17 protein-coding genes and 1 pseudogene are annotated in these 17,938 nt (G+C 63.9%); 8 read left to right on the plus strand and 10 right to left on the minus strand.

From position 1 onward, the window contains the following. Positions 1-285 carry a hypothetical protein gene (locus ACL9RJ_RS23015; RefSeq protein ID WP_177088306.1) on the minus strand — a complete coding sequence of 95 codons (285 nt, stop codon included), beginning with the start codon at positions 283-285 and terminating at the stop codon, positions 1-3. 208 nt (positions 286-493) lie between these two features. Here ACL9RJ_RS23015 and ACL9RJ_RS23020 point away from each other — a divergent pair, with 208 nt between their 5' ends. Further along, positions 494-1,072, plus strand: coding sequence for a DUF4337 domain-containing protein (locus tag ACL9RJ_RS23020; RefSeq protein ID WP_422765698.1), 579 nt, complete (start codon positions 494-496; stop codon positions 1,070-1,072). A gap of 130 nt (positions 1,073-1,202) precedes the next feature. Here ACL9RJ_RS23020 and ACL9RJ_RS23025 read toward each other — a convergent pair whose 3' ends face one another. Together ACL9RJ_RS23025 and ACL9RJ_RS23030 are read right to left on the minus strand one after the other, a co-directional pair. Beyond that, the gene (locus ACL9RJ_RS23025; protein ID WP_212810798.1) at positions 1,203-2,525 is read right to left on the minus strand and encodes an AAA-associated domain-containing protein; all 1,323 of its coding nucleotides are present in this window, start codon (positions 2,523-2,525) and stop codon (positions 1,203-1,205) included. A gap of 14 nt (positions 2,526-2,539) precedes the next feature. Continuing rightward, positions 2,540-4,288 (minus strand): ABC transporter permease, encoded by a 1,749-nt coding sequence (locus ACL9RJ_RS23030; RefSeq protein WP_017123895.1) that lies wholly within the window; start codon positions 4,286-4,288, stop codon positions 2,540-2,542. 198 nt (positions 4,289-4,486) lie between these two features. Between ACL9RJ_RS23030 and ACL9RJ_RS23035 the strand changes: the two genes are divergently transcribed. The 3 genes from ACL9RJ_RS23035 (at position 4,487) to ACL9RJ_RS23045 (ending at position 6,811) form a co-directional block, all read left to right on the plus strand. Beyond that, entirely contained in the window at positions 4,487-5,176 is a 690-nt protein-coding gene (locus tag ACL9RJ_RS23035; protein WP_212810797.1) for a response regulator, read from the plus strand. After that, entirely contained in the window at positions 5,169-6,464 is a 1,296-nt protein-coding gene (locus tag ACL9RJ_RS23040; protein ID WP_042934456.1) for an ATP-binding protein, read from the plus strand. The genes ACL9RJ_RS23035 and ACL9RJ_RS23040 overlap by 8 nt, the downstream gene beginning before the upstream one ends. A 113-nt stretch (positions 6,465-6,577) precedes the next feature. Next, positions 6,578-6,811 carry a hypothetical protein gene (locus ACL9RJ_RS23045; RefSeq protein ID WP_017123892.1) on the plus strand — a complete coding sequence of 78 codons (234 nt, stop codon included), beginning with the start codon at positions 6,578-6,580 and terminating at the stop codon, positions 6,809-6,811. A gap of 36 nt (positions 6,812-6,847) precedes the next feature. Here the strand turns inward: ACL9RJ_RS23045 and ACL9RJ_RS23050 are convergent, their stop codons facing one another. Genes ACL9RJ_RS23050 through ACL9RJ_RS23070 form a run of 5 tightly spaced genes read right to left on the minus strand, consistent with a single transcriptional unit; the run spans position 6,848 to position 11,296 of the window. Further along, a complete protein-coding gene (locus tag ACL9RJ_RS23050) occupies positions 6,848-7,612 on the minus strand; it encodes an ABC transporter permease (protein WP_017123891.1) in 765 nt (254 codons plus the stop codon). Then, a complete protein-coding gene (locus ACL9RJ_RS23055) occupies positions 7,612-8,811 on the minus strand; it encodes an ABC transporter substrate-binding protein (RefSeq protein WP_177118307.1) in 1,200 nt (399 codons plus the stop codon). The genes ACL9RJ_RS23050 and ACL9RJ_RS23055 overlap by 1 nt, the downstream gene beginning before the upstream one ends. Further along, positions 8,777-9,619: an ABC transporter ATP-binding protein gene (locus ACL9RJ_RS23060; RefSeq protein WP_422765699.1), complete on the minus strand. Its 843-nt coding sequence runs from the start codon at positions 9,617-9,619 to the stop codon at positions 8,777-8,779. The genes ACL9RJ_RS23055 and ACL9RJ_RS23060 overlap by 35 nt, the downstream gene beginning before the upstream one ends. After that, positions 9,616-10,686, minus strand: coding sequence for an acyl-CoA dehydrogenase family protein (locus ACL9RJ_RS23065; protein WP_177088295.1), 1,071 nt, complete (start codon positions 10,684-10,686; stop codon positions 9,616-9,618). The genes ACL9RJ_RS23060 and ACL9RJ_RS23065 overlap by 4 nt, the downstream gene beginning before the upstream one ends. A 49-nt stretch (positions 10,687-10,735) precedes the next feature. Next, complete coding sequence (locus tag ACL9RJ_RS23070; protein WP_177088293.1) at positions 10,736-11,296, minus strand: carboxymuconolactone decarboxylase family protein; 561 nt, start codon at positions 11,294-11,296, stop codon at positions 10,736-10,738. Positions 11,297-11,400: 104 nt separating this feature from the next. Here ACL9RJ_RS23070 and ACL9RJ_RS23075 point away from each other — a divergent pair. Continuing rightward, positions 11,401-12,303 (plus strand): annotated as a pseudogene (locus ACL9RJ_RS23075) (cupin domain-containing protein); the annotation flags it as partial. Between the two features lie 287 nt (positions 12,304-12,590). Beyond that, entirely contained in the window at positions 12,591-13,295 is a 705-nt protein-coding gene (locus ACL9RJ_RS23080) for a cyclase family protein (RefSeq protein ID WP_177118305.1), read from the plus strand. A 15-nt stretch (positions 13,296-13,310) separates the two neighbouring features. Here ACL9RJ_RS23080 and ACL9RJ_RS23085 read toward each other — a convergent pair whose 3' ends face one another. Then, on the minus strand, positions 13,311-15,182 hold the full coding sequence (locus ACL9RJ_RS23085) for an ATP-binding protein (protein WP_422765700.1): 1,872 nt from the start codon (positions 15,180-15,182) through the stop codon (positions 13,311-13,313). A 253-nt stretch (positions 15,183-15,435) separates the two neighbouring features. Here ACL9RJ_RS23085 and ACL9RJ_RS23090 point away from each other — a divergent pair, with 253 nt between their 5' ends. Continuing rightward, positions 15,436-16,743, plus strand: a complete 1,308-nt coding sequence (locus tag ACL9RJ_RS23090) for a glycosyl hydrolase family 8 (RefSeq protein WP_422765701.1) — start codon at positions 15,436-15,438, stop codon at positions 16,741-16,743. Then, the gene (locus tag ACL9RJ_RS23095; RefSeq protein WP_177106757.1) at positions 16,740-16,952 is read left to right on the plus strand and encodes a hypothetical protein; all 213 of its coding nucleotides are present in this window, start codon (positions 16,740-16,742) and stop codon (positions 16,950-16,952) included. Before ACL9RJ_RS23090 ends, ACL9RJ_RS23095 begins: the two co-directional genes overlap by 4 nt. Before the next feature lie 10 nt (positions 16,953-16,962). On the opposite strand, the gene ACL9RJ_RS23100 is transcribed toward ACL9RJ_RS23095, so the two are convergent. Further along, positions 16,963-17,925 (minus strand): NAD-dependent epimerase/dehydratase family protein, encoded by a 963-nt coding sequence (locus tag ACL9RJ_RS23100; protein WP_422765702.1) that lies wholly within the window; start codon positions 17,923-17,925, stop codon positions 16,963-16,965. Positions 17,926-17,938 lie beyond the last annotated feature (13 nt).

Raw genomic sequence — 17,938 nt, forward strand, 5'->3', positions numbered from 1 at the left:
TTACCGGGCGTAGCCGAAGCGGGTGAGGAATTCGGCCTCGATGCTGCTGCAGTTTTCCTGCAGTGTCGCTCGGAACTGCGGGCTGGAAAGGGTATTCAGGCGCTGTTCGCGGCAGCGCACCAACCGTTCGGCCAGGGCTTCGCGCTCGCGATCCACTTCCAGGTTGAGACGGACGAAATACACCCCCAGGAATACCGCCGTGCACACGATGAATGTGACCAGGAAGGCAAACCAGTTCCGGCCCTGTTCAGGTTCGGGAGCGTTATGGTCAGACGTGTGGGGCATTCCAGCTTCCTGCCGAGGTCAAGCGCAACAGGCACTCCTTGCGCGGCGGCCAATGTAGCACTTCAGGACTGTCGAACGCATGTCCATCGTCACTGCGCATCGTTGCCGGATAACCGTGTATTTGAATCTTCATCTTTGAACTAGAGCCTTCTGCCAGCACTGGCCTTACACTGCGCTCCCCGCACTTTCCACCCAAAGACCAGCGTTTATGAGCGAAGCCTTCGAAGTCCCCAGCCCTCACGAAAAACACGTTGAACACACCACCGAGCACGCCCATGCCCGCGGCGACGGTTTTGCCAGTCGGATCGCGGTGATGACCGCCATCATGGCGACCATCGGCGCCATGCTCAGCTACCAGGCGGGCTCCACGGAAAGCGAAGCGGCGATGGACAAGAACAACGCCGCGATCATCAAGACCGAAGCCGCCAACCAGTGGAACTACTACCAGGCCAAGTCCAGCCGCCAGAACCTCTCGGAAATGGCCAGCCATATCCCGGGACTGGATGCCGCGCACTACAACGCCGAAGCCGAGCGCTACAAGAAGGAAAAGGAAGCGGTGCGGCAGAAAGCCGAGGGCCTGGAAACCCAGAGCCGTGAATGGGATGCCAGGTCGGAGGAAGCCCTGCATCAGCATCATCGCTGGGCCCAGGCAATGACGGCCATCCAGATCGCCATTTCGATGGCGGCCATTACCTTGCTGACTCGCCGCGAATGGCTCAAGCGCCTGTCCTACGCCGCAGCGGCAGCGAGCGTGGTACTCGGCTCGCTGGCCTGGCTGCATATCTGACGGTAAGTTGTGCCGGAACACCGATCTGCAGGAGCCGGCTTGCTGGCGATGAGGGCATTGAGCCTTGCATCGCCCTTGCGGACGCTATCGCCGGCAAGCCAGCTCCTGCAGGTTTCGCGGCGTACGGGTATCAGCTCTCGCCCTCCACGTCGTCCAGACTGAAGGTCTCGGTGCTGTCGTTGTAGGAGAAGATTTCGGCGTAGCGGCCCCAACTGATCACGCTTTCCAGGGTCTGCTCGACGAAGTCTTCGCTGAGGGAGTCCTCCAGTTCCTGTTCGAAGCGCACCCGCGGCGCCCAGTGGCCGCGCCGCTCCTGCAGGACCTGGCGGATACGCGCCGCCAACGGCACCTGGCGCAGCAGATGGTCGGCGAACATGACCTTGCGCTCCTGGGTGCCGTACTCGGCAAACAGCTTGCCCGCCTCGGTCAGGGAGATATCGGCGCCGCGCAGTTCGGCAAAGCCCAGGTGCTCCAGCATCTCGGCCACCGGGAACAGGTCGTCGACCTCCAGCAGCAACCGCTCCGCCACGTTCGGCAAGCCTGCCCGACCGTGGTAGGGCTCGGCCGCCAGCGCCTCGATCAGGCCGGCCATCAGGTTGGTCGGCACTTCCTGCAGACGGCTGCCCAGTTGCAGTTCGGCCTTGCCGGTACGGGCATCGGCACTGCGCCGGTCGGTCATCAGCGCGTAGATATCGTCGACCATCTTGCGAAAGATCGGGTCAAGGCGGTTGCGCGGATGGGCAAAGGGCACCTTGATCTGCGCCACCACCCGCCCGGGGTTCGAGGACAGCACCATGATGCGGTCGCACATCAGCACCGCTTCCTCGATGTTGTGGGTGACGATCAGGATCGACTTGATCGGCAGTTGTCCGCCACTCCACAGTTCCAGCAGGTCGGTCCGCAGGTTTTCCGCGGTCAGCACGTCGAGGGCGGAAAACGGCTCGTCCATCAGCAACAGGGTCGGGTTGACCACCAGCCCGCGGGCGAACCCCACGCGCTGGCGCATGCCGCCGGACAGCTCGCGCGGGTAGGCGTTTTCAAAACCGTCGAGGCCGATCAGGTCGATGGCGGCCAGGGCCCGCTTGCGCGCTTCCCTGGGCTCGACCTGCAGCGCCTGCAGACCCGCCTCGACGTTTTCCAGCACCGTCAGCCAGGGAAACAGGGCAAAGGTCTGGAACACCATGGCCACGCCCTTCGCCGGCCCGGCCAGGGGCGTGCCGTTGTAGAGCACGTCACCGGAGGTCGGCTGGATCAGCCCGGCGATGATTCGCAGCAGCGTCGACTTGCCCGAACCGGAGCGTCCCAGCAGGCCGACGATCTCGCCTTCGTGCAGGCTCAGGTCCACCTCGCTGAGCACCTGCCGTTCATCCTTGCCCTTGCCAAAGCCCTTGCTCACGTTGGTCAGCGAGTAGATTTCACGGGCAGCGCTGGTGTATTCGGTATGACTATTCATGAGACCGACTCGGGTTAATTCATACGGAGTTTGTTTTCGGCAATGGCGTACATCGGCCGCCAGACCAGACGATTGAACAGCACGACGAACAACGACATGACCACCACCCCGAGGGTGATTTTCGGGAAGTCGCCGGCGGCGGTGGTCTGGGCGATATAGGCGCCCAGGCCGTGGGCGACCACCTTGTCCTGGCCCCAGGAGACGAACTCGGAGACGATGCTGGCGTTCCAGGCACCACCGGAGGCGGTGATCGCACCGGTCACGTAGTAGGGAAAAATGCCCGGCAGCATGACCTTGCGCCACCACTGCCAGCCACGGATATGGAAGTTCGCCGCGGCTTCGCGAAAGTCATTGGGGAAGGCGCTGGCCCCGGCGATCACGTTGAACAGGATGTACCACTGGGTGCCGAGCACGATCAGCGGACTGAGCCAGATATCCGGGTTCAACTGGAAGTGCAGGATCACGATGACGAACACCGGAAACAGCAGGTTCGCCGGAAACGCGGCGAGAAACTGCGCCAGCGGCTGGATCTTTTCCGCCAGGTGCGGACGCAGGCCGATCATCACCCCCAGCGGCACCCAGATCAGCGACGCGACACCGATCAACACCACCACCCGCAGCAGCGTGATCAAGCCCAGGCCGAGTACATGGCCGACGTCGCCGAGGGTCACTTCGCTGCTGACATACAGCACGATGTGGTACAGCGCATAGAGCGTCAGCGCGCCGATACAGGCGCCCCAGACCCAGTCGACCACCCGCGAGGCGGTCGGGTTGGCGGCGGCGCCCCCGGCATGGCGGCGGGGCCGGTTCAGGCTCAGGCGCAGATGCCCGAGCCGGGTGACGGCACGCACCACCGGACGAATCAGGCGCTGGATCACCCGGGTCCGCTGGATCAGCCGCAGCACCCAGGACTCCGGGGCACCGCCCTGGGACGAGGTGTCCTCCATGCGGAACTTGTCCGCCCAGGCCACCAGGGGTCGGAACAGGAACTGGTCGTAGATCAGGATCACCACGATCATCGCCAGGATCACGTAGCCCACCGCCGAGAGGTCGCGCTGGTCGATGGCCAGCGCCAGGTACGACCCGATCCCCGGCAGCGTGATGGTCTTGTCGCCGACGGTGATGGCTTCCGAGGCCACCACGAAGAACCAGCCGCCGGACATGCTCATCATCATGTTCCATACCAATCCGGGGATGGCGAACGGCACGTCGAGCTTCCAGAACTTCTGCCAGCCGGACAGTTGCAGGCTGCTGGATACTTCTTCCAGGTCGCGGGGCAACATGCGCAGCGACTGGTAGAAGCTGAACGTCATGTTCCAGGCCTGGCTGGTGAAGATCGCGAAGATCGCCGCGCACTCCGCCCCCAGCACCCGCCCGGGGAACAACAGGAGGAAAAAGGTCACCGTAAAGGAGATGTAGCCCAGCACCGGCACCGATTGCAGGATGTCGAGCACCGGCACCAGGAGCTTTTCCGCACGCCGGCTCTTGGCAGCCAGGGTGCCGTAGATAAAGGTGAAGACCAGCGCCGCGACCATGGCCGCGAGCATGCGCAGGGTGGTGCGGATCGCGTATTCCGGCAGGTTGGCCGGATCCAGGGAGATCACCTGGCTCTGCAAGGTGGAAATCGGCGCCCAGGTTTCCCGCGCGCCGATCGACAGGAACAGCAGGAAACCGACCACCAGCGGCATGGCCATCAGGTCCCAGCGATTGGGCAGCAGGCGCCGGGTGCTGGCTGGAATGTAGTGACGAAATACCTTGTTCATAGTCAGCGATTCCAGCAATGTTCCGAAGGGAGACTAGACCAGCCACATGAAATTCATGTCATTTTCGGGGGGAGAATTGCACAGCCCACCCCAACCGCGGCTGAACGATATGACGTTGTCATCACTGTGTTACATTTCCCACCGTGCTCACCCCTTCGAGCCGTGCCTGCTTTCAAAAACCCGACGACCTTGCCGACGATGTCAGACACCCTGCTGCTGATCGAAGACGATCGCCCCCTGGCCCAGCTCACGGCGGAGTTCCTGCGCTCCGAGGGCTTTGACGTGTCCATCGAGCACCGCGGCGACCGGGCCGTCCGGCGCATCCGCGAAGAGCAACCGGCGCTGCTGATCCTCGACGTCATGCTGCCCGGCCTGGACGGCTTCAGCCTGTGTCGGGAAATCCGCGCCGGGTATCCGGGGCTGATCCTGATGATGACCGCCCTGGATGAGAACACCGAGCAACTGGTCGGCTTCGATGTCGGGGCCGACGACTATGTGGTCAAGCCGATCGACCCGCTGTTGCTGCTGGCCCGTATTCGTGCCCTGCTGCGACGCCATCGCCAGGCGCCACCGCAAGGCTATGAGTTCGGTGCGTTCAAGCTGGATGCAAAAAACCGCCGGGCGTGGCTCAACGACACCGCCTTGGCGTTCTCCGCCAGCGAGTACGAACTGCTGGATATCTTCTCGCGCCAGCCGGGCGTGCCGCTGACCCGGGAAAAGCTGCTGCAGCAACTGCGAGGCCTCGAGTACGACGGACTGAACCGTTCGATCGACATGCGTGTGTCACGGCTGCGCAAGAAGCTGGTCGGCCTGGAATGCCCGGTGACCATCCAGACCGTTCCGGCCCAGGGCTATCTGTTCGTCGAAATCGGGCCGAGCCATGTTTGAACCCAGGCGCTGGATGGCCATTGTCGCCGGCCTGCTCTGGACCGCGCTGACCCTGTACCTGCTGTGGCTGTCGGCCGGTGCCTCGGTGGCCGTCAGCGAGGCCAGCTTCCGGCGCCTGATGACCGGCCCCGGCTACCTGATCGCGCAGCAACTCAAGCCACTGTCCGCCAAGCAGCGCGAGGTCAGGCTCGATGTGCTGCGCCAGCACTTCCAGTACCCGGTGAACCTGGTCGAGCGCGACAGCATCGACGTGCCGCCGGAGGCGGACACCATGCTCGAACACCACGAGGCGGTGCAGGATGTCGATGAAGAGATCGCCTATTACCCGCTGGACGACGAGACGCTGATCCAGTTCGGTCCCATGTGGGTCAGCGCTTCGCTCGATGACTTTTTCGTCACGCCGATCTACTGGTTTACCGCCTTCGCCGCCGGGGCACCGGTCCTGGTGTTCCTGGGCCTGGGTTGGAGACGCCGACGCCAGCACCAGCGCGACATGACCGCCCTCGCCGCCTGCCTGGGCGGCATGGTCCGCACGCCCACCGTCACCCTGCCCCCCGTGGGCAAGGAGTGGCGACCGTTGCTGCTGACCCTGCAGCAGCATGCCCAGGACATCGCCGCCATGAGCGAGCGGCACAAGGAAGTGTCCCAGGCGGTGTCCCACGAATTGCGCACGCCGCTGGCACGGCTGCGCTTCGCCCTGGTGCTGTTGACCCGCAGCGAAGACGAAGCCACCCGCAAGCGCCTGCAGGAACGCTTGCAGGTCGACATCGAGGAACTGGAATCGCTGGTCCGCGCCAGCCTGACCTTCGCCAAGCTGGCCGGCGCACCGGCCAACCTGAACAATGAGCCGATCCTGATCCAGAGCTGGCTGCAAAACGAATTCGCCCTGCTCGACGGCAACCGGCATCGCCTGGAACTGGAAACCGATCCGCCGGGACTCGAGCTGATTGGCGACAGCGCCCTGCTGCACCTGATCGTGCGCAACCTGCTGGGCAATGCCGTGGCCTATGCCCGCTCCCATGTGCGGATCAGCGCCCTGCGCCAGGGTGAAAATCACTTGGTCCTGCACGTCGACGACGATGGTCCGGGCATCCTCGCCGAAGACCGGGAGAAGATTTTCGAGCCCTTCGTGCGACTGTCCAGCGGTCCCGAACAGCCGGGCGGGTTCGGCCTGGGCCTGGCGCTGGCGCAACGGGCGGCACACTGGCATCGCGGCGAGCTGTCGGTGTCCCGTGGCCCGCTGGGCGGTGCCCGCTTCAGCCTGGTCCTGCCACTGCGGCCCGACTGAGACCACAACCGCCGCGTTACAGCCCGTTACAGCAGCGCTTGCCGGCCATCGCTACCCTGCCGCTATCGACAGGGCACGGATGCTCTCCCTCAACCCAGGCAGGAGTGTGCGCCATGGCTTCCTTCAGACAGCGACTGTTGCTTCCCTTGATCATTGCCGGACTCGGCACCGTGGCGCTGAGTGCCAAGGGCCAGCCCGTGGGCACCGAAGTCGACCGGCCCGGGCCGGCACGACACGACGCCCGGTCCCCGACTCCCGACCTGCTGCTGCCGGGAAAAAACGGCACGCTGATCGCGCTCTCGTTCAAGAGAACCTTCGGCCGGCGCGCCCCGGGCAGGGTTATCTGATCGCAGGAGCGCCTGGGCGCTGGCAGGCGGGAACGCTCAGGCATGCGCCCAGCGCCGATGCAGGCCACGCGCCAGGGCATCGAGGGCAAAGCCCAGCACGCCGATCAGCAGCACCATTGCCATCAGTTCCGAATAGGCCAGCCGGTCGCGGGTGTCGAGGATGAAGTAGCCCAGCCCCGCACTGACGCCAAGCATTTCGCACGGCACCAGCACGATCCAGAGAATGCCGATGGACAGGCGCACGCCGGTCAGCACATGGCCCAGGACACCCGGCAGGATCACCTTGCGCAGGGTTTCCCAACGGGTGGCGCTGAGGCTGCGGCTCAACTGCAACCAGCGTGGGTCGAGCTGACGCACCCCGGCCACGGTGTTGAGCAGGATCGGCCAGACCGCCGCGAACGCCAGCAGGAAGTAGATCGGCTGGTCGCCCACGCCCATCAGCATCACCACCACCGGCATCCACGACAGCGGGGAAATCATCCGCAGGAACTGGAACGCCGGAGTGGTCGCGGCCTCCAGGTGACGATAGCTGCCGATCAGCAGGCCCAGGGGCACGCCGATCAGCAACGCCAGCAACAGACCGACAAGGATGCGCTTGAGGCTGACCAGCACATGCTCGTACAGCTCGGCCCGACCGAGCAGTTCGACCAGGCTGGTCAGGGTCGCCTCGGGCGAGAAACGCGCCGCCAGCCCATCCGCGCTGCCGAACAGGTGCACGCCGAGCCACCAGGCCAGCAGCAGGCTCAACAACCCGGCGATACCCAGTACCCAGTTCCACAACGGTGAAGACGCCTTGCCCATCAGAGACTGAACTCCTCGCTGCGCTCGAAGCTGTCGGGCAGACCGAACGCCTTGAGCCCACCCACGGCGGCGATGCTGTTGCGCACGAAGCGGTCGTCCACCAGGTCGCGGGCGGTCTGCTGCGGATCGAGGTTGGCAAGGAAGCCCTTGTCGCCCTCGATCAGCGTGTCCTTCAGGCGCCGCACCAGTTCCTCGGTGTAGCTGGGAAACGGATAAGGCTGGAAGTCGATGCGTTGCTCATCCCAGTTGCCATGCTGGATCGCCCCGCTGGCGAGGTAGGCATCACGCTCGACGGCGTTGGGCACCAGCACCCGGCCGAGCACTTGCGGCGTGTGCGGGGTGTAGCGGTTGGTGCCGTCCTTGGACAGCAGCCTGGCGGCCTCGGCGCGGTTGTCGCGGGTCCAGAGCTGCGCCTTGACGATGGCGTTGACCACCTTCTGCGACCACTCGGGACGGTTGTTGAGGTCCTGCTCGTGCATGAACACCACGCAGCAGGCATGGTTGCGCCAGATATCGCCGGTGAAGCGCTGGACCCGGCCGACCTTGAGTTCCTCGGCCAGGGCATTGAACGGCTCGGCGACGATATAGCCGGCGATCCGCTTGCTGGCCAGGGCCGGCGGCATGTCCGAGGGCGGCAACACCACCAGGTTGACCTCGTTGGCCGCCAGCACGCCGTTGGCGGGCTTGCTCACCGGTTGCAGGCCATGATCGCGGAACAACTGCTGCACCACCACGTTGTGGATCGAATACCAGAACGGAATCGCCACCGATTGTCCGCCCAGTTGCTTGACCTCGGTGATCCCCGGAGCCACGGTCAGGCCCGAGCCGCCGACATGGTTCCAGGCCACCACCTTGGCCGGGACCTTGCTGCCGTAGCGGGCCCAGACCGTCATCGGCGACAGCAGGTGGATCACATTGACCTGCCCGGAAATGAACGCCTCGATCACCTGGGCCCAGCTGCGCAGCAGGACCGGGCGCTCGGCCTTGATCCCTTCGGCTTCGAACAGGCCATTGTTATGGGCCACCAGCAAGGGCGTGGCATCGGTGATCGGCAGGTAGCCGATGCGTACCGGTGCGTCAGGCTCCGAGGCCGCGCGGGCCTGCAGGCTATTGAGCAGCGGCAAGGCACCGCCAGCGGTCAGCAAGGCGCTGAGTTTGAGGAAGTCACGACGTGTGTGGGTGAAGTCGTCCAGGCACATGATCCATCTCCGACGGTTCGGGCTGCGTTGAGTTGAGGGGATTGCGGCTCGCCCGCCGAAGGGTTTTGAGAATATCGATACGCAGGGCACCCAGTTCATCCACCAGTTCGGCACGTGGCTGCGGCAGGTCGATGCGCCATTCGCCGAGCGTCCGCGCCGGGCTGTTACCCAGTAGCAGGATGCGCTCGGAGAGCAGCAGGGCTTCATCAATGTCATGGGTGATCAGCACCGCCGCAGTGCGGTGTTCGGCAATCACCCGCAGCAACAGTTGCTGCATGTCGGCGCGGGTGACTTCGTCCAGCGCGCCGAACGGTTCGTCCAGCAGCAGCACCTGCGGGTAGCGCGCCAGGCAGCGGGCCAGCGCCGTGCGCTGGGCCATGCCGCCGGAAAGCTGCGCCGGGTACTGGTCGCGGGCGTGCAACAGGCCGACCGAGGCAATCGCATGACTGATCCGCGCCTGGCGCTGTTCCTGGCTCAACGAGGGCTGTCGGGCAAAGTCCAGGCCAAAGGCAACGTTCTTTTCCAGACTCAGCCAGGGCAGCAGGCTCGGGTCCTGGAAGGCCACCGCCACCCGCGGGTGCGGGCCGTTCAGGGATTCCCCGAGCAGGCTCACCTGGCCGCCATGGGGCGCCTGCAAGCCCGCCAGGACCCGCAAAAGGCTCGACTTGCCGACCCCGCTCGGACCGAGGATCGATACCACTTCCCCCGGTTTCAGGTCGAGATCGAAACCCTCCAGCACGGTGTGCCAACCCTGCTCACGGGGGTAACCGAGGCTGATCTGCCGGGCTTGCAGCAAGGAGGTGCTCATGCCGCCGCTTCCCGCGCCTGACGTTGCAGTTCGGCGCGCAGTTGCACCAGGCTCGGGGTGACGATCGGCACGAACGCCGACTCGCGCCAGCGCCGGGCAAAACCGCTGCCGTGCTCGCTCAGGTAGGCCTTGCCGCCGCTGGCCTGCAATTCCAGTTGCACCGCCTGGGCGGCGGACTCGGCGAGGGTGATGCGGATCTGGAACAGGTCGGCGGGACGGGTGAGGAAACGACCATCGAGCAGACCGTTCTTGAGGGCTTCCACCGCCTGCTCCAGCACATGGCGTTGCTCCAGCAGGGGCTCGCGCAGAATCGAGCGGCCGTCCTGCAGATGGCCGGCGACCTCACTCAGGGCGCGCCGGCTCAGGCCGATCGCCATGCCGCATTGCAGGCCGAGAAACGCCGGGCGTACCGCCGGCAGAAAACGCTTGGCATCTTCGTGCAGCAACCAGTCGCTGCTCACGCTGACCTGTTGCAGATCGATGGCCGCGGTATTGCTCGATTGCAGGCCCATCAGTTGCAGGTCGGCAGAGCGCCTGACGCCCTCCAGTCCATCTGGAATCGCCAGTACAAAGGGCACCCCGCCCTCCTCGCGCTCGATCGCCGCGGCCACGACAAACCCGCTCTTGCGCAGGTTGGTCACCCAATGCAGGCGACCGTCGAGTTGCCAGCCATCGGCCTGGGAGCGTGCACGCACCTGCAGCGACTCGATGCCCGAGAGAAACTTCATCGCGTTCGACAGCCCGGTCGCCCCGGCCAGCTCGCCACTGAGCAACGATGGCAGCAGGCGTTCACGCAGGCCACGATTCGGGCTCTGCAGCAGGTATTCGATAAAGGCCCGCTGGCCCCAGAAGACAAAGGCCGCCGCCAGGGAATGGCTGGCAACGCCGGCGAGCGTTTCCACGGCATCGGCGATATCGCCACCGCTGCCACCCTGGGCTTCTTCGACACCGACGCGCAGCACCCGCGCGGCGGCCAGTCGCGACAACACCGACTGCGGGTCGCATTGCCCCAGGTCCAGGGCCTGGGCGTGTTCGTCCAGCCATTGGCTCAATGCCGGATCAAGCATGTGGTTCTCTCCTCGAACGCGGCGCCCGGCCATTGCCGGCGCCGTTGAATCATTGACCCGCCGCTTGCCAGCGGTACTTGGCCAGCTCGGGATTGAGCGGCGTGCGGGCGAAGACATTGGCGAAGTTGCACAGGGTCGCCAGGCTGACGCCGAGAATCACTTCCAGGGCATTGCCCTCGGTGTAGCCGGCCGCCGTGAAGGCGCTGAAGGTCTCGTCGCTGACATTGCCGCGGGTGGCGATGACTTCCCGGGTAAAGCTAGCCAGTACTTCGAGTTTTTCCTCGGGCAGTTCGCTTTGCCCGCGCAAGGCACTGACCACCTCGTCCGGCAGCCTGGCCTTGTTCACCGCCACCGCGGTATGCCCGGCGACACAGAAATCGCAACCGTGGGTGGTGGCGGCAATCAACTGCACCACTTCGCGCTCGGCCAGGCTCAGCTCGGCTTTGCCATTTAGTCCCGATACCGTAACGTAGGTTTCCAGGGCCGCCGGTGCGTTGGCGAGCACGCCGAGCAGGTTCGGGATAAACCCGGAGTTCTTCTGAGCGTTCTCCAGAAAAGGCCTGGCCGCTTCAGGGGCGCTTTGCAGAGTGTGTAAAGTGACGCGCGACATGGCGTGGACTCCAGTTGATGAGATGTCCGGCAAGTCTGTTGGTTATAAGAATTCCGATCCATATTCTAAAGTAGCGTTTACTTGCTCCTGAGTGTTTCCATTAGATGATTTCGTCCAGCCCACTGGTTGATTGGTTATTAGAGAGCCTCGAGCTCGACACCAGCCTGTTTCATGTCGGGCGCTACTGCGGTGGCTGGCACGCCAGCACCCATGGCCTGGCGCGGGCCAGCTTCCACCTGATCGTGCAGGGACATTGCTGGCTGCATATTGATGGAGCGCAAGCTGGCGTGCGTTTGCATGCCGGGGACGCGGTGTTTCTGCTGCGCGACCTGGACTATAGGCTGTCGAGCGCCGAGGACAGCACCCGGGCCAGGGACCTGCCACGCATGGCGATGACCGCGCTGGACGGCGAGGCCCAGGATGGCGTGGGCCTGGTCTGCGGCTTCTTCCATTTCCGCTCGGGGCTGTCGTCGCTGATCATCGACGGGTTGCCGGACTGGATCGTCCTGCGCGCCGGCGATCCCTCATCGACGGCGGCCCGGGCCCTGTTCGAACTGATCCTGGACGAGTGCCAGCGGCAACCGGCGCCTTCCCCGGCATTGCTGGAGCGCTTGAGTCACCTGCTGTTCCTGTATGTCCTGCGCCAGCAGGTGGCGGGCAACCAGGACCTCGGCGGACTGGTGGCGCTGGCCCGGCACCCGGGATTCGCGCCTCTGCTGGAACAGTTGATCGAGCGCCCCGGCGAAAGCTGGTCGCTGGAAAGCATGGCGGCCTGTACCGGGATGTCGCGCTCGGCGTTTTTCAAGCGCTTCAACGAACTGGCCCGACAGTCGCCGGGCCAGGTGCTGCTGGCCTTGCGCATCCGCCATGCCTGCCAGTTGCTCAAGGCCAACAACACCGTGGAACAGGTCTGCGCGGCGGTGGGCTATCAGTCGATCGCGGCATTTACCCGGGCCTTTGCCAAGGCGGTCGGGGTGCAACCGGGGGCTTATCGCAGACAGCACGAACAGACGGCAAGCCATCAGCCCAATGAAAAAACGCCGGCATCAAGGAATAAACCTACAGACAATTCCTGGCAAACAGCCTGAATCTCCTTACCATCCCTGTACCAAGAATGGATAGACTCCACTGGAATCAAGGGCAGGGGCCCCTTGATGTCCGAAGGAGCAGATATATCATGGAATTTTCAATACAACACAAGGCACGGCTCAGGCGCTTGTCTGCCGGGCTGCTGGCCGTATGGCTGGCAACCGGCATCACTCAGGGTTTCGCAGGGGAAAAGGAAGCAAAGGGAATGCAGAGTATCCAGTTTCGAAAGATCGTCGACCTCAGTCACGTCATCTCCCCCTCCATACCGCTTTGGCCGCACGACCCTCCCGTCAACTTCAATGTCGTGGCCACCCAGGAAAAGGACGGCTACTACCTGCGCAGCTTCAGCATGGGCGAACACAGCGCCACCCACATGAATGCCCCCAACAGCTTTCACGCCGATGGCGTCGGGATCGATGCCTACAAACCGCAGTCGCTGGTGCGCCCGGCGGTGGTGATCGATGTACGGGCCCAGGCCAAGGCCAATCCCGACTATGTGATCAGCATCCAGGACATCAAGAACTGGGAACACGCCCATGGGCCTATCGCCCGGGACTCCGTGGTGCTGCTCTACACCGGGTGGCAGGACTTCTGGAACGATCCCAAGCGCTTTTTCAACGCCGATGACAAGGGTGGCCTGCACTTCCCAGGGCTCGGCACCGATACCGCCACCTTCCTGGTCAACGAACGCCATATCGCGGGCGTCGGCACCGACACCCATGGCGCCGATCCGGGCCAGGACACGGTGTATGCCACCAACAGCCAGGTCCTGGCGAAAAACGGCATCATCCTGGAGTGCCTGACCAACCTCGACCAGCTGCCGGCCAAGGGCACCACGCTGGTCATCGGTATCCTGCGACTTCAGGACGGCTCCGGTTCCCCCGCCTCGGTCATGGCATTCGCCCCCTGACCCCCGGGTTCGAAATCACTCGACTGCCGGAGCGCTGGTCTGGAACTGTTTCCGGTAGTCCGTCGAACGTCGCAACACCTCGGCAAAGCCCTGGAAGCTGGCCGGCTTGGTCAGGATATCGTTGGCGCCGGCCACCCGGAAACGCTCGATCTCGTTGGAGAACGCGCTGGCGGTAAAGGCAACGATATAGCACTGGTCACCCAGCGGCAGTTCCCTGATCCGGCGGATGGCCTCCAGGCCATCCATGCCCGGCATGTTGATATCCATCAGGATGACATCCGGGGTCGAACGCAGGCACCGCTCAAGCGCCTCGAGACCGTCAGAGGCCAGATCGGGCGTATAGCCCAGGGTCTGCAACATCGCCATCGCAACCTTCTGGTTCAGTTCGTGGTTCTCCACCAGCAGGATATCCAACGGGTAATGCCCGGCGAACGATGCGTCGAAACCCACTGCCGGGTGCTCGGAGGCAATGGGGATTTCCATGTCTGAAAAAGGCTCGATCGGCAGCGAGAAGGTGAAGGTCGAACCGATACCAAACAGGCTGCTGAAGGACAGGATGCCCCCCTGGGCCTCAATCAGGTTCTTGCAGATCGACAGGCCGAGCCCGCTGCCGGTGAAGCGCTGGTTGTTCGCCCCCTCGAACTGGGTAAAAGGCTTGAACAGGCTGCCCTGCCGTTCCGTGGGAATGCCGACACCGGTATCGCGGATGGAAAAATTGAGCCGGGCCGGAGCGCCGTCACCGAGCGAGACGGTCAGTGAAACCTCTCCCGTTTCAGTGAACTTGATCGCATTGCCCAGCAGGTTGATCAGGATCTGGCGAAGACGGTCGGCATCGGTCTTGACCAACGAAGGAACATCCGGGAAGACGGTGACCTCAAGGGTGATCGGCTTGTCCTGGATATTCTGCCGGACCACTTCGACACTGGAGGTGATCAGGGGTCGCAGTTCGAACACACGGGGTCGCAGGTCCAGTTTTCCCGACTCGATCTTGGCCAGGTCGAGAATGTCGTCGATCAGCGCCAGCAACGTCTTGCCGCTGGTATGGATAGTGGTCAGCAGGTCGTTTTGTGCCGGGCTCAGCGCCGTGGCGGACAGCAGGTCGGTGGCCCCGATGACGCCATACATGGGCGTGCGGATTTCATGGCTCATGGTCGCCAGGAACTGGCTTTTCATGCGATCGGCTTCTTCAGCGGCAATCTTGGCCTGTTTCAATACCTGCTCATTGACCTGCATCTGGCGAAGATGGGCGCGCATGCGCACCGAGTCGATGACGAACAGGAGACTGAAAGACAGAAAGACCAGGATCGCCAGCACGATATGGTGCAGGGAGTCCTGGTTGAGTTCGTGGTAGTACTCGGCCAGGGTAATTTCCGCCCCGGCGACATAAGGCGTGCCGTCCTGGGACTTCATGGGAACAAAGACCGCGCGGAAATCGCCCCAGTGGTCGGTGTAGTCGATCCAGCTCGGAGTGGTCAGGTCGAAGCTGTCGAGCAGCGTCTGGCTCGCATCGGGATAGGGATCGAAGAAGCGGACGAAGTTGTTTTCCCGGACTTCCTTGGCCGAGGCGCTGGAACTGACGAGGATGGCCTCTCCTCCCCGCTTGATCACGGTATAGACAAAAGCCGTGCCCATGGACTCGTTGAAGCGCGAAAGCTTGCGGATGGCATCGAGGTCTTCGGCTTCGGACTTTGAATGCTTGTCGACCAGCCCGTTGTGGTACTGGTCGCCGAGGATGGCGGCACCGCCCAGGGCCGCATGCAACAACTTGTTGTTGATGCTGTCGGTCAGGATCCGCTGGGCCTGGGCGTGCAGATAGTAGATGTAGCCACTGACCCCAACGATATAGACCAGCAGCAGAACGCCAATTTTTCGCCTGACCTTGAACATGCGTTACGGCCTCCATTGCCGTCAGTTCCCGAGCGTCCAGACCGCGCCGGGCATCCATCGCCGCCGAGGATAAGTCATGCACCCCAGGAACACAATTCGCCGGCCCTGAGGGATTCCCGCACCCTGTTTTCGTGGCGAAAGCACCGGTTACAGCCCGTTACAGCAGCCTGGCGAGCCGAACATTACGCTGCCGCCCATCTGCAATAGCGCCAGCGGATGTCATCCGCACCGGATCAGGCTGGAGAGTCATTTCGTGCATCGCCTTACCCTGCAACTGTTCGTCCTGTTGATGGCGGCCTGCCTGGCCGCCGCCGCCCTGGGCGCCGATACCCCGGCGCGGCCAGCCTTTGTCGCCGCGAGCTACTTTCCGGGCACGATCCAGCCCGACCATCTGCCCAGAGCCGAGCTGGACCGGCAACTGATCGCCTTCTACAACGACTGGAAAACCACCTACCTGACCCAGGCCTGCGGAACCGGGCGTTACCTGGTCAAGGTCGACGCCGACGGCAAAACCGTGGGTGGCGGTACCGCGCCGGGGACCCTGACGGTCTCCGAAGCCCATGGCTACGCCATGCTGATCAGCGTGATGATGGCCGCTGCCGATCCCCAGGCGAAAACCGTTTTCGACGGCATGTTCCGCTACTTCCAGGATCATCCGGCCAGATCGGATCGCGGCCTGATGGCCTGGAACCAGATCCATGGTTGCGGCAATGCCGGCACTCCGTTCGGCGGGGAAAACAGTGCCACCGACGGTGATATGGATATCGCCTATGCCCTGTTGCTGGCCGACAAGACCTGGGGCAGCAAGGGCCAGATCGACTACCTGGGCGAAGCGAAAACGGTGATGAAGGCCGTTCTCGAACACGAGGTGCATCCCAATGCCAGCCACCTGCTGCTCGGCGACTGGGTCAACGCCGACGACAATCCGGAGATCGAGTTCAGCACCCGTTCCTCCGATTTCATGACCTCGCATCTGTATGCCTTTTTTCTCGCGACCCAGGACCGCCGCTGGCTGAGCGTGCGCGACAGAACCTACTTCATTATCAAGAGCATCCTGCGCAATCATGCGAAGGACACCGGCCTGATGCCGGACTTTATCAGCCGTCTCAACCAGTCGCCGTCTCCCGCCCGCGGCGAACTGCTCGAGGGCGCGCACGACGGTGACTACTCCTGGAACGCGGCCCGTTATCCCTGGCGGGTCGGCCTGGACTACCTGCTGTACGGCGATCAACGGGCCTTCCGCGCACTCGTACCGTTCAACCGCTGGGCCCGGAACAGCACCACCAACCGCCCGAAGGCCTTTCACGACGGCTACCTGCTCGACGGCAAGCCCCTGGCCGACGAAGGCAGCGACAGCCCTGCCTTCATCGCCGCGCTGGGCGTCAGCGCGATGATCAGTGGCGACAACCAGTCCTGGTTGAACGGGATATGGGATGACCTCCAGCAACAGTCGCTGTCGAGCAATGACTACTACGCCAATACCTTGAAGCTGCTGGGCATGCTGGTCATGTCCGGACACTGGCAGAAGCCCCTGACTCCCGTGTGGTTCGACAGCCCATGATGAAGCCGGTGAACACCTTCAATGTCAGCTACCGGCTGCATCGGCAGCGCCTGTCCGCCCAGTTGAAAGCCTGCGTGCACAAGCTGTCCGGCAAGCATGCGCTGATCCTGATCTGCGCCCATCACGGTGCGCTCTTTACCGACGACACCCGGTTGGAGGAGGTCGCCCGGGCACTGGGCGTGCATGACATCAAGATCCACAAGCGTTGAGCTCCGCGGGCTAGAGACAACCCTGCCCCACCAGTGTCGCGACCACCGCCTGGTCCAGCGGCGTGTGCGGCTCCTTGCCCAGCACCGCCAGCAGCCTGGCGTTGTCCATGCGCACCGGTTGCTGCCACAGGTAGCGCATTTCCAGCAGCTCGCGGAAGGTCGGCACCACGGGCGCGGCCAGGCGCACCAGCCACCAGGGAAATGCCCGTCGCTTCACCGCCCCACCCGTGCGCTCGACCACCCGCCGGATCGCCTCGGCCATCTGGGTGCCATCGGCATCCCAATGGCCGGCGAACTGAAAGGTCGCGAAGGGGGCCAGCCGCTCCCGCCGGGCCAGCAACTCGACCATGGTCCTGGCCACATCCGGCAGGTAGGCCCATTGATGACCAACACCCGTCGCCCCCGGCAGATGAACGACCCTGACCGCCCTTCCCGGCTTGATCAGGCCTTGGGAAAACCAGGTGTTGCCGGCCCGGGGTCCGAAGAAGTCGCCCGCCCGCACCACGATCACCCGTACGCCGTCGTCGGTGGCGGCCCGCAGCCGCGCCTCGAGTTCGACACGGATCAGGCCCTTGCGGGTCAATGGCCGCTGGGGGGACTCCTCATCCAGAACGGGAAAGGCATCCGGACCATAGTTGTAGACCGTGCCGGGCAACACCACGGTAGCGCCTTCGGCCCGTGCCGCGGCGATGCTGTGGTCGATCATCGGCAGCACCAGCGTCGCCCAGTTGCGATAGCCCGGCGGGTTGACGCCATGGACGATCACACTGCAACCCCGGGCAGCGCGCAGGACATCCCCGCGGTTCATCGCATCGCCACGCAGCCAGGTCATGCCATCGCGCTGCTCGCACTCGAGGGCCAGCCCACGCTGCAACGCCACCACTTGCCAACCGCCGTCGCGCAGCTGCCGTGCCACTTCACCGCCGATACCGCCGCTGGCCCCGAGGACCAGTACCTTGTTGTTCATTGCCATGTCCGCTCTCCGG

Origin of the sequence: Pseudomonas sp. Mn2068 (assembly GCF_049319725.1) — a bacterium.
GTDB classification, from domain to species: domain Bacteria; phylum Pseudomonadota; class Gammaproteobacteria; order Pseudomonadales; family Pseudomonadaceae; genus Aquipseudomonas; species Aquipseudomonas gingeri.

What these genes read in the sequence shown, in the direction of transcription:
- ACL9RJ_RS23065 (WP_177088295.1), bottom strand. Translation starts at nt 10,686, where the DNA reads ATGCTTGATCCGGCATTGAGCCAATGGCTGGACGAACACGCCCAGGCC.
- ACL9RJ_RS23085 (WP_422765700.1), bottom strand. Translation starts at nt 15,182, where the DNA reads ATGTTCAAGGTCAGGCGAAAAATTGGCGTTCTGCTGCTGGTCTATATC.
- ACL9RJ_RS23050 (WP_017123891.1), bottom strand. Translation starts at nt 7,612, where the DNA reads ATGGGCAAGGCGTCTTCACCGTTGTGGAACTGGGTACTGGGTATCGCC.
- ACL9RJ_RS23095 (WP_177106757.1), top strand. Translation starts at nt 16,740, where the DNA reads ATGATGAAGCCGGTGAACACCTTCAATGTCAGCTACCGGCTGCATCGG.
- ACL9RJ_RS23025 (WP_212810798.1), bottom strand. Translation starts at nt 2,525, where the DNA reads ATGAATAGTCATACCGAATACACCAGCGCTGCCCGTGAAATCTACTCG.
- ACL9RJ_RS23055 (WP_177118307.1), bottom strand. Translation starts at nt 8,811, where the DNA reads ATGTGCCTGGACGACTTCACCCACACACGTCGTGACTTCCTCAAACTC.
- ACL9RJ_RS23070 (WP_177088293.1), bottom strand. Translation starts at nt 11,296, where the DNA reads ATGTCGCGCGTCACTTTACACACTCTGCAAAGCGCCCCTGAAGCGGCC.
- ACL9RJ_RS23080 (WP_177118305.1), top strand. Translation starts at nt 12,591, where the DNA reads ATGCAGAGTATCCAGTTTCGAAAGATCGTCGACCTCAGTCACGTCATC.
- ACL9RJ_RS23020 (WP_422765698.1), top strand. Translation starts at nt 494, where the DNA reads ATGAGCGAAGCCTTCGAAGTCCCCAGCCCTCACGAAAAACACGTTGAA.
- ACL9RJ_RS23040 (WP_042934456.1), top strand. Translation starts at nt 5,169, where the DNA reads ATGTTTGAACCCAGGCGCTGGATGGCCATTGTCGCCGGCCTGCTCTGG.
- ACL9RJ_RS23035 (WP_212810797.1), top strand. Translation starts at nt 4,487, where the DNA reads ATGTCAGACACCCTGCTGCTGATCGAAGACGATCGCCCCCTGGCCCAG.
- ACL9RJ_RS23060 (WP_422765699.1), bottom strand. Translation starts at nt 9,619, where the DNA reads ATGAGCACCTCCTTGCTGCAAGCCCGGCAGATCAGCCTCGGTTACCCC.
- ACL9RJ_RS23015 (WP_177088306.1), bottom strand. Translation starts at nt 285, where the DNA reads ATGCCCCACACGTCTGACCATAACGCTCCCGAACCTGAACAGGGCCGG.
- ACL9RJ_RS23045 (WP_017123892.1), top strand. Translation starts at nt 6,578, where the DNA reads ATGGCTTCCTTCAGACAGCGACTGTTGCTTCCCTTGATCATTGCCGGA.
- ACL9RJ_RS23030 (WP_017123895.1), bottom strand. Translation starts at nt 4,288, where the DNA reads ATGAACAAGGTATTTCGTCACTACATTCCAGCCAGCACCCGGCGCCTG.
- ACL9RJ_RS23100 (WP_422765702.1), bottom strand. Translation starts at nt 17,925, where the DNA reads ATGGCAATGAACAACAAGGTACTGGTCCTCGGGGCCAGCGGCGGTATC.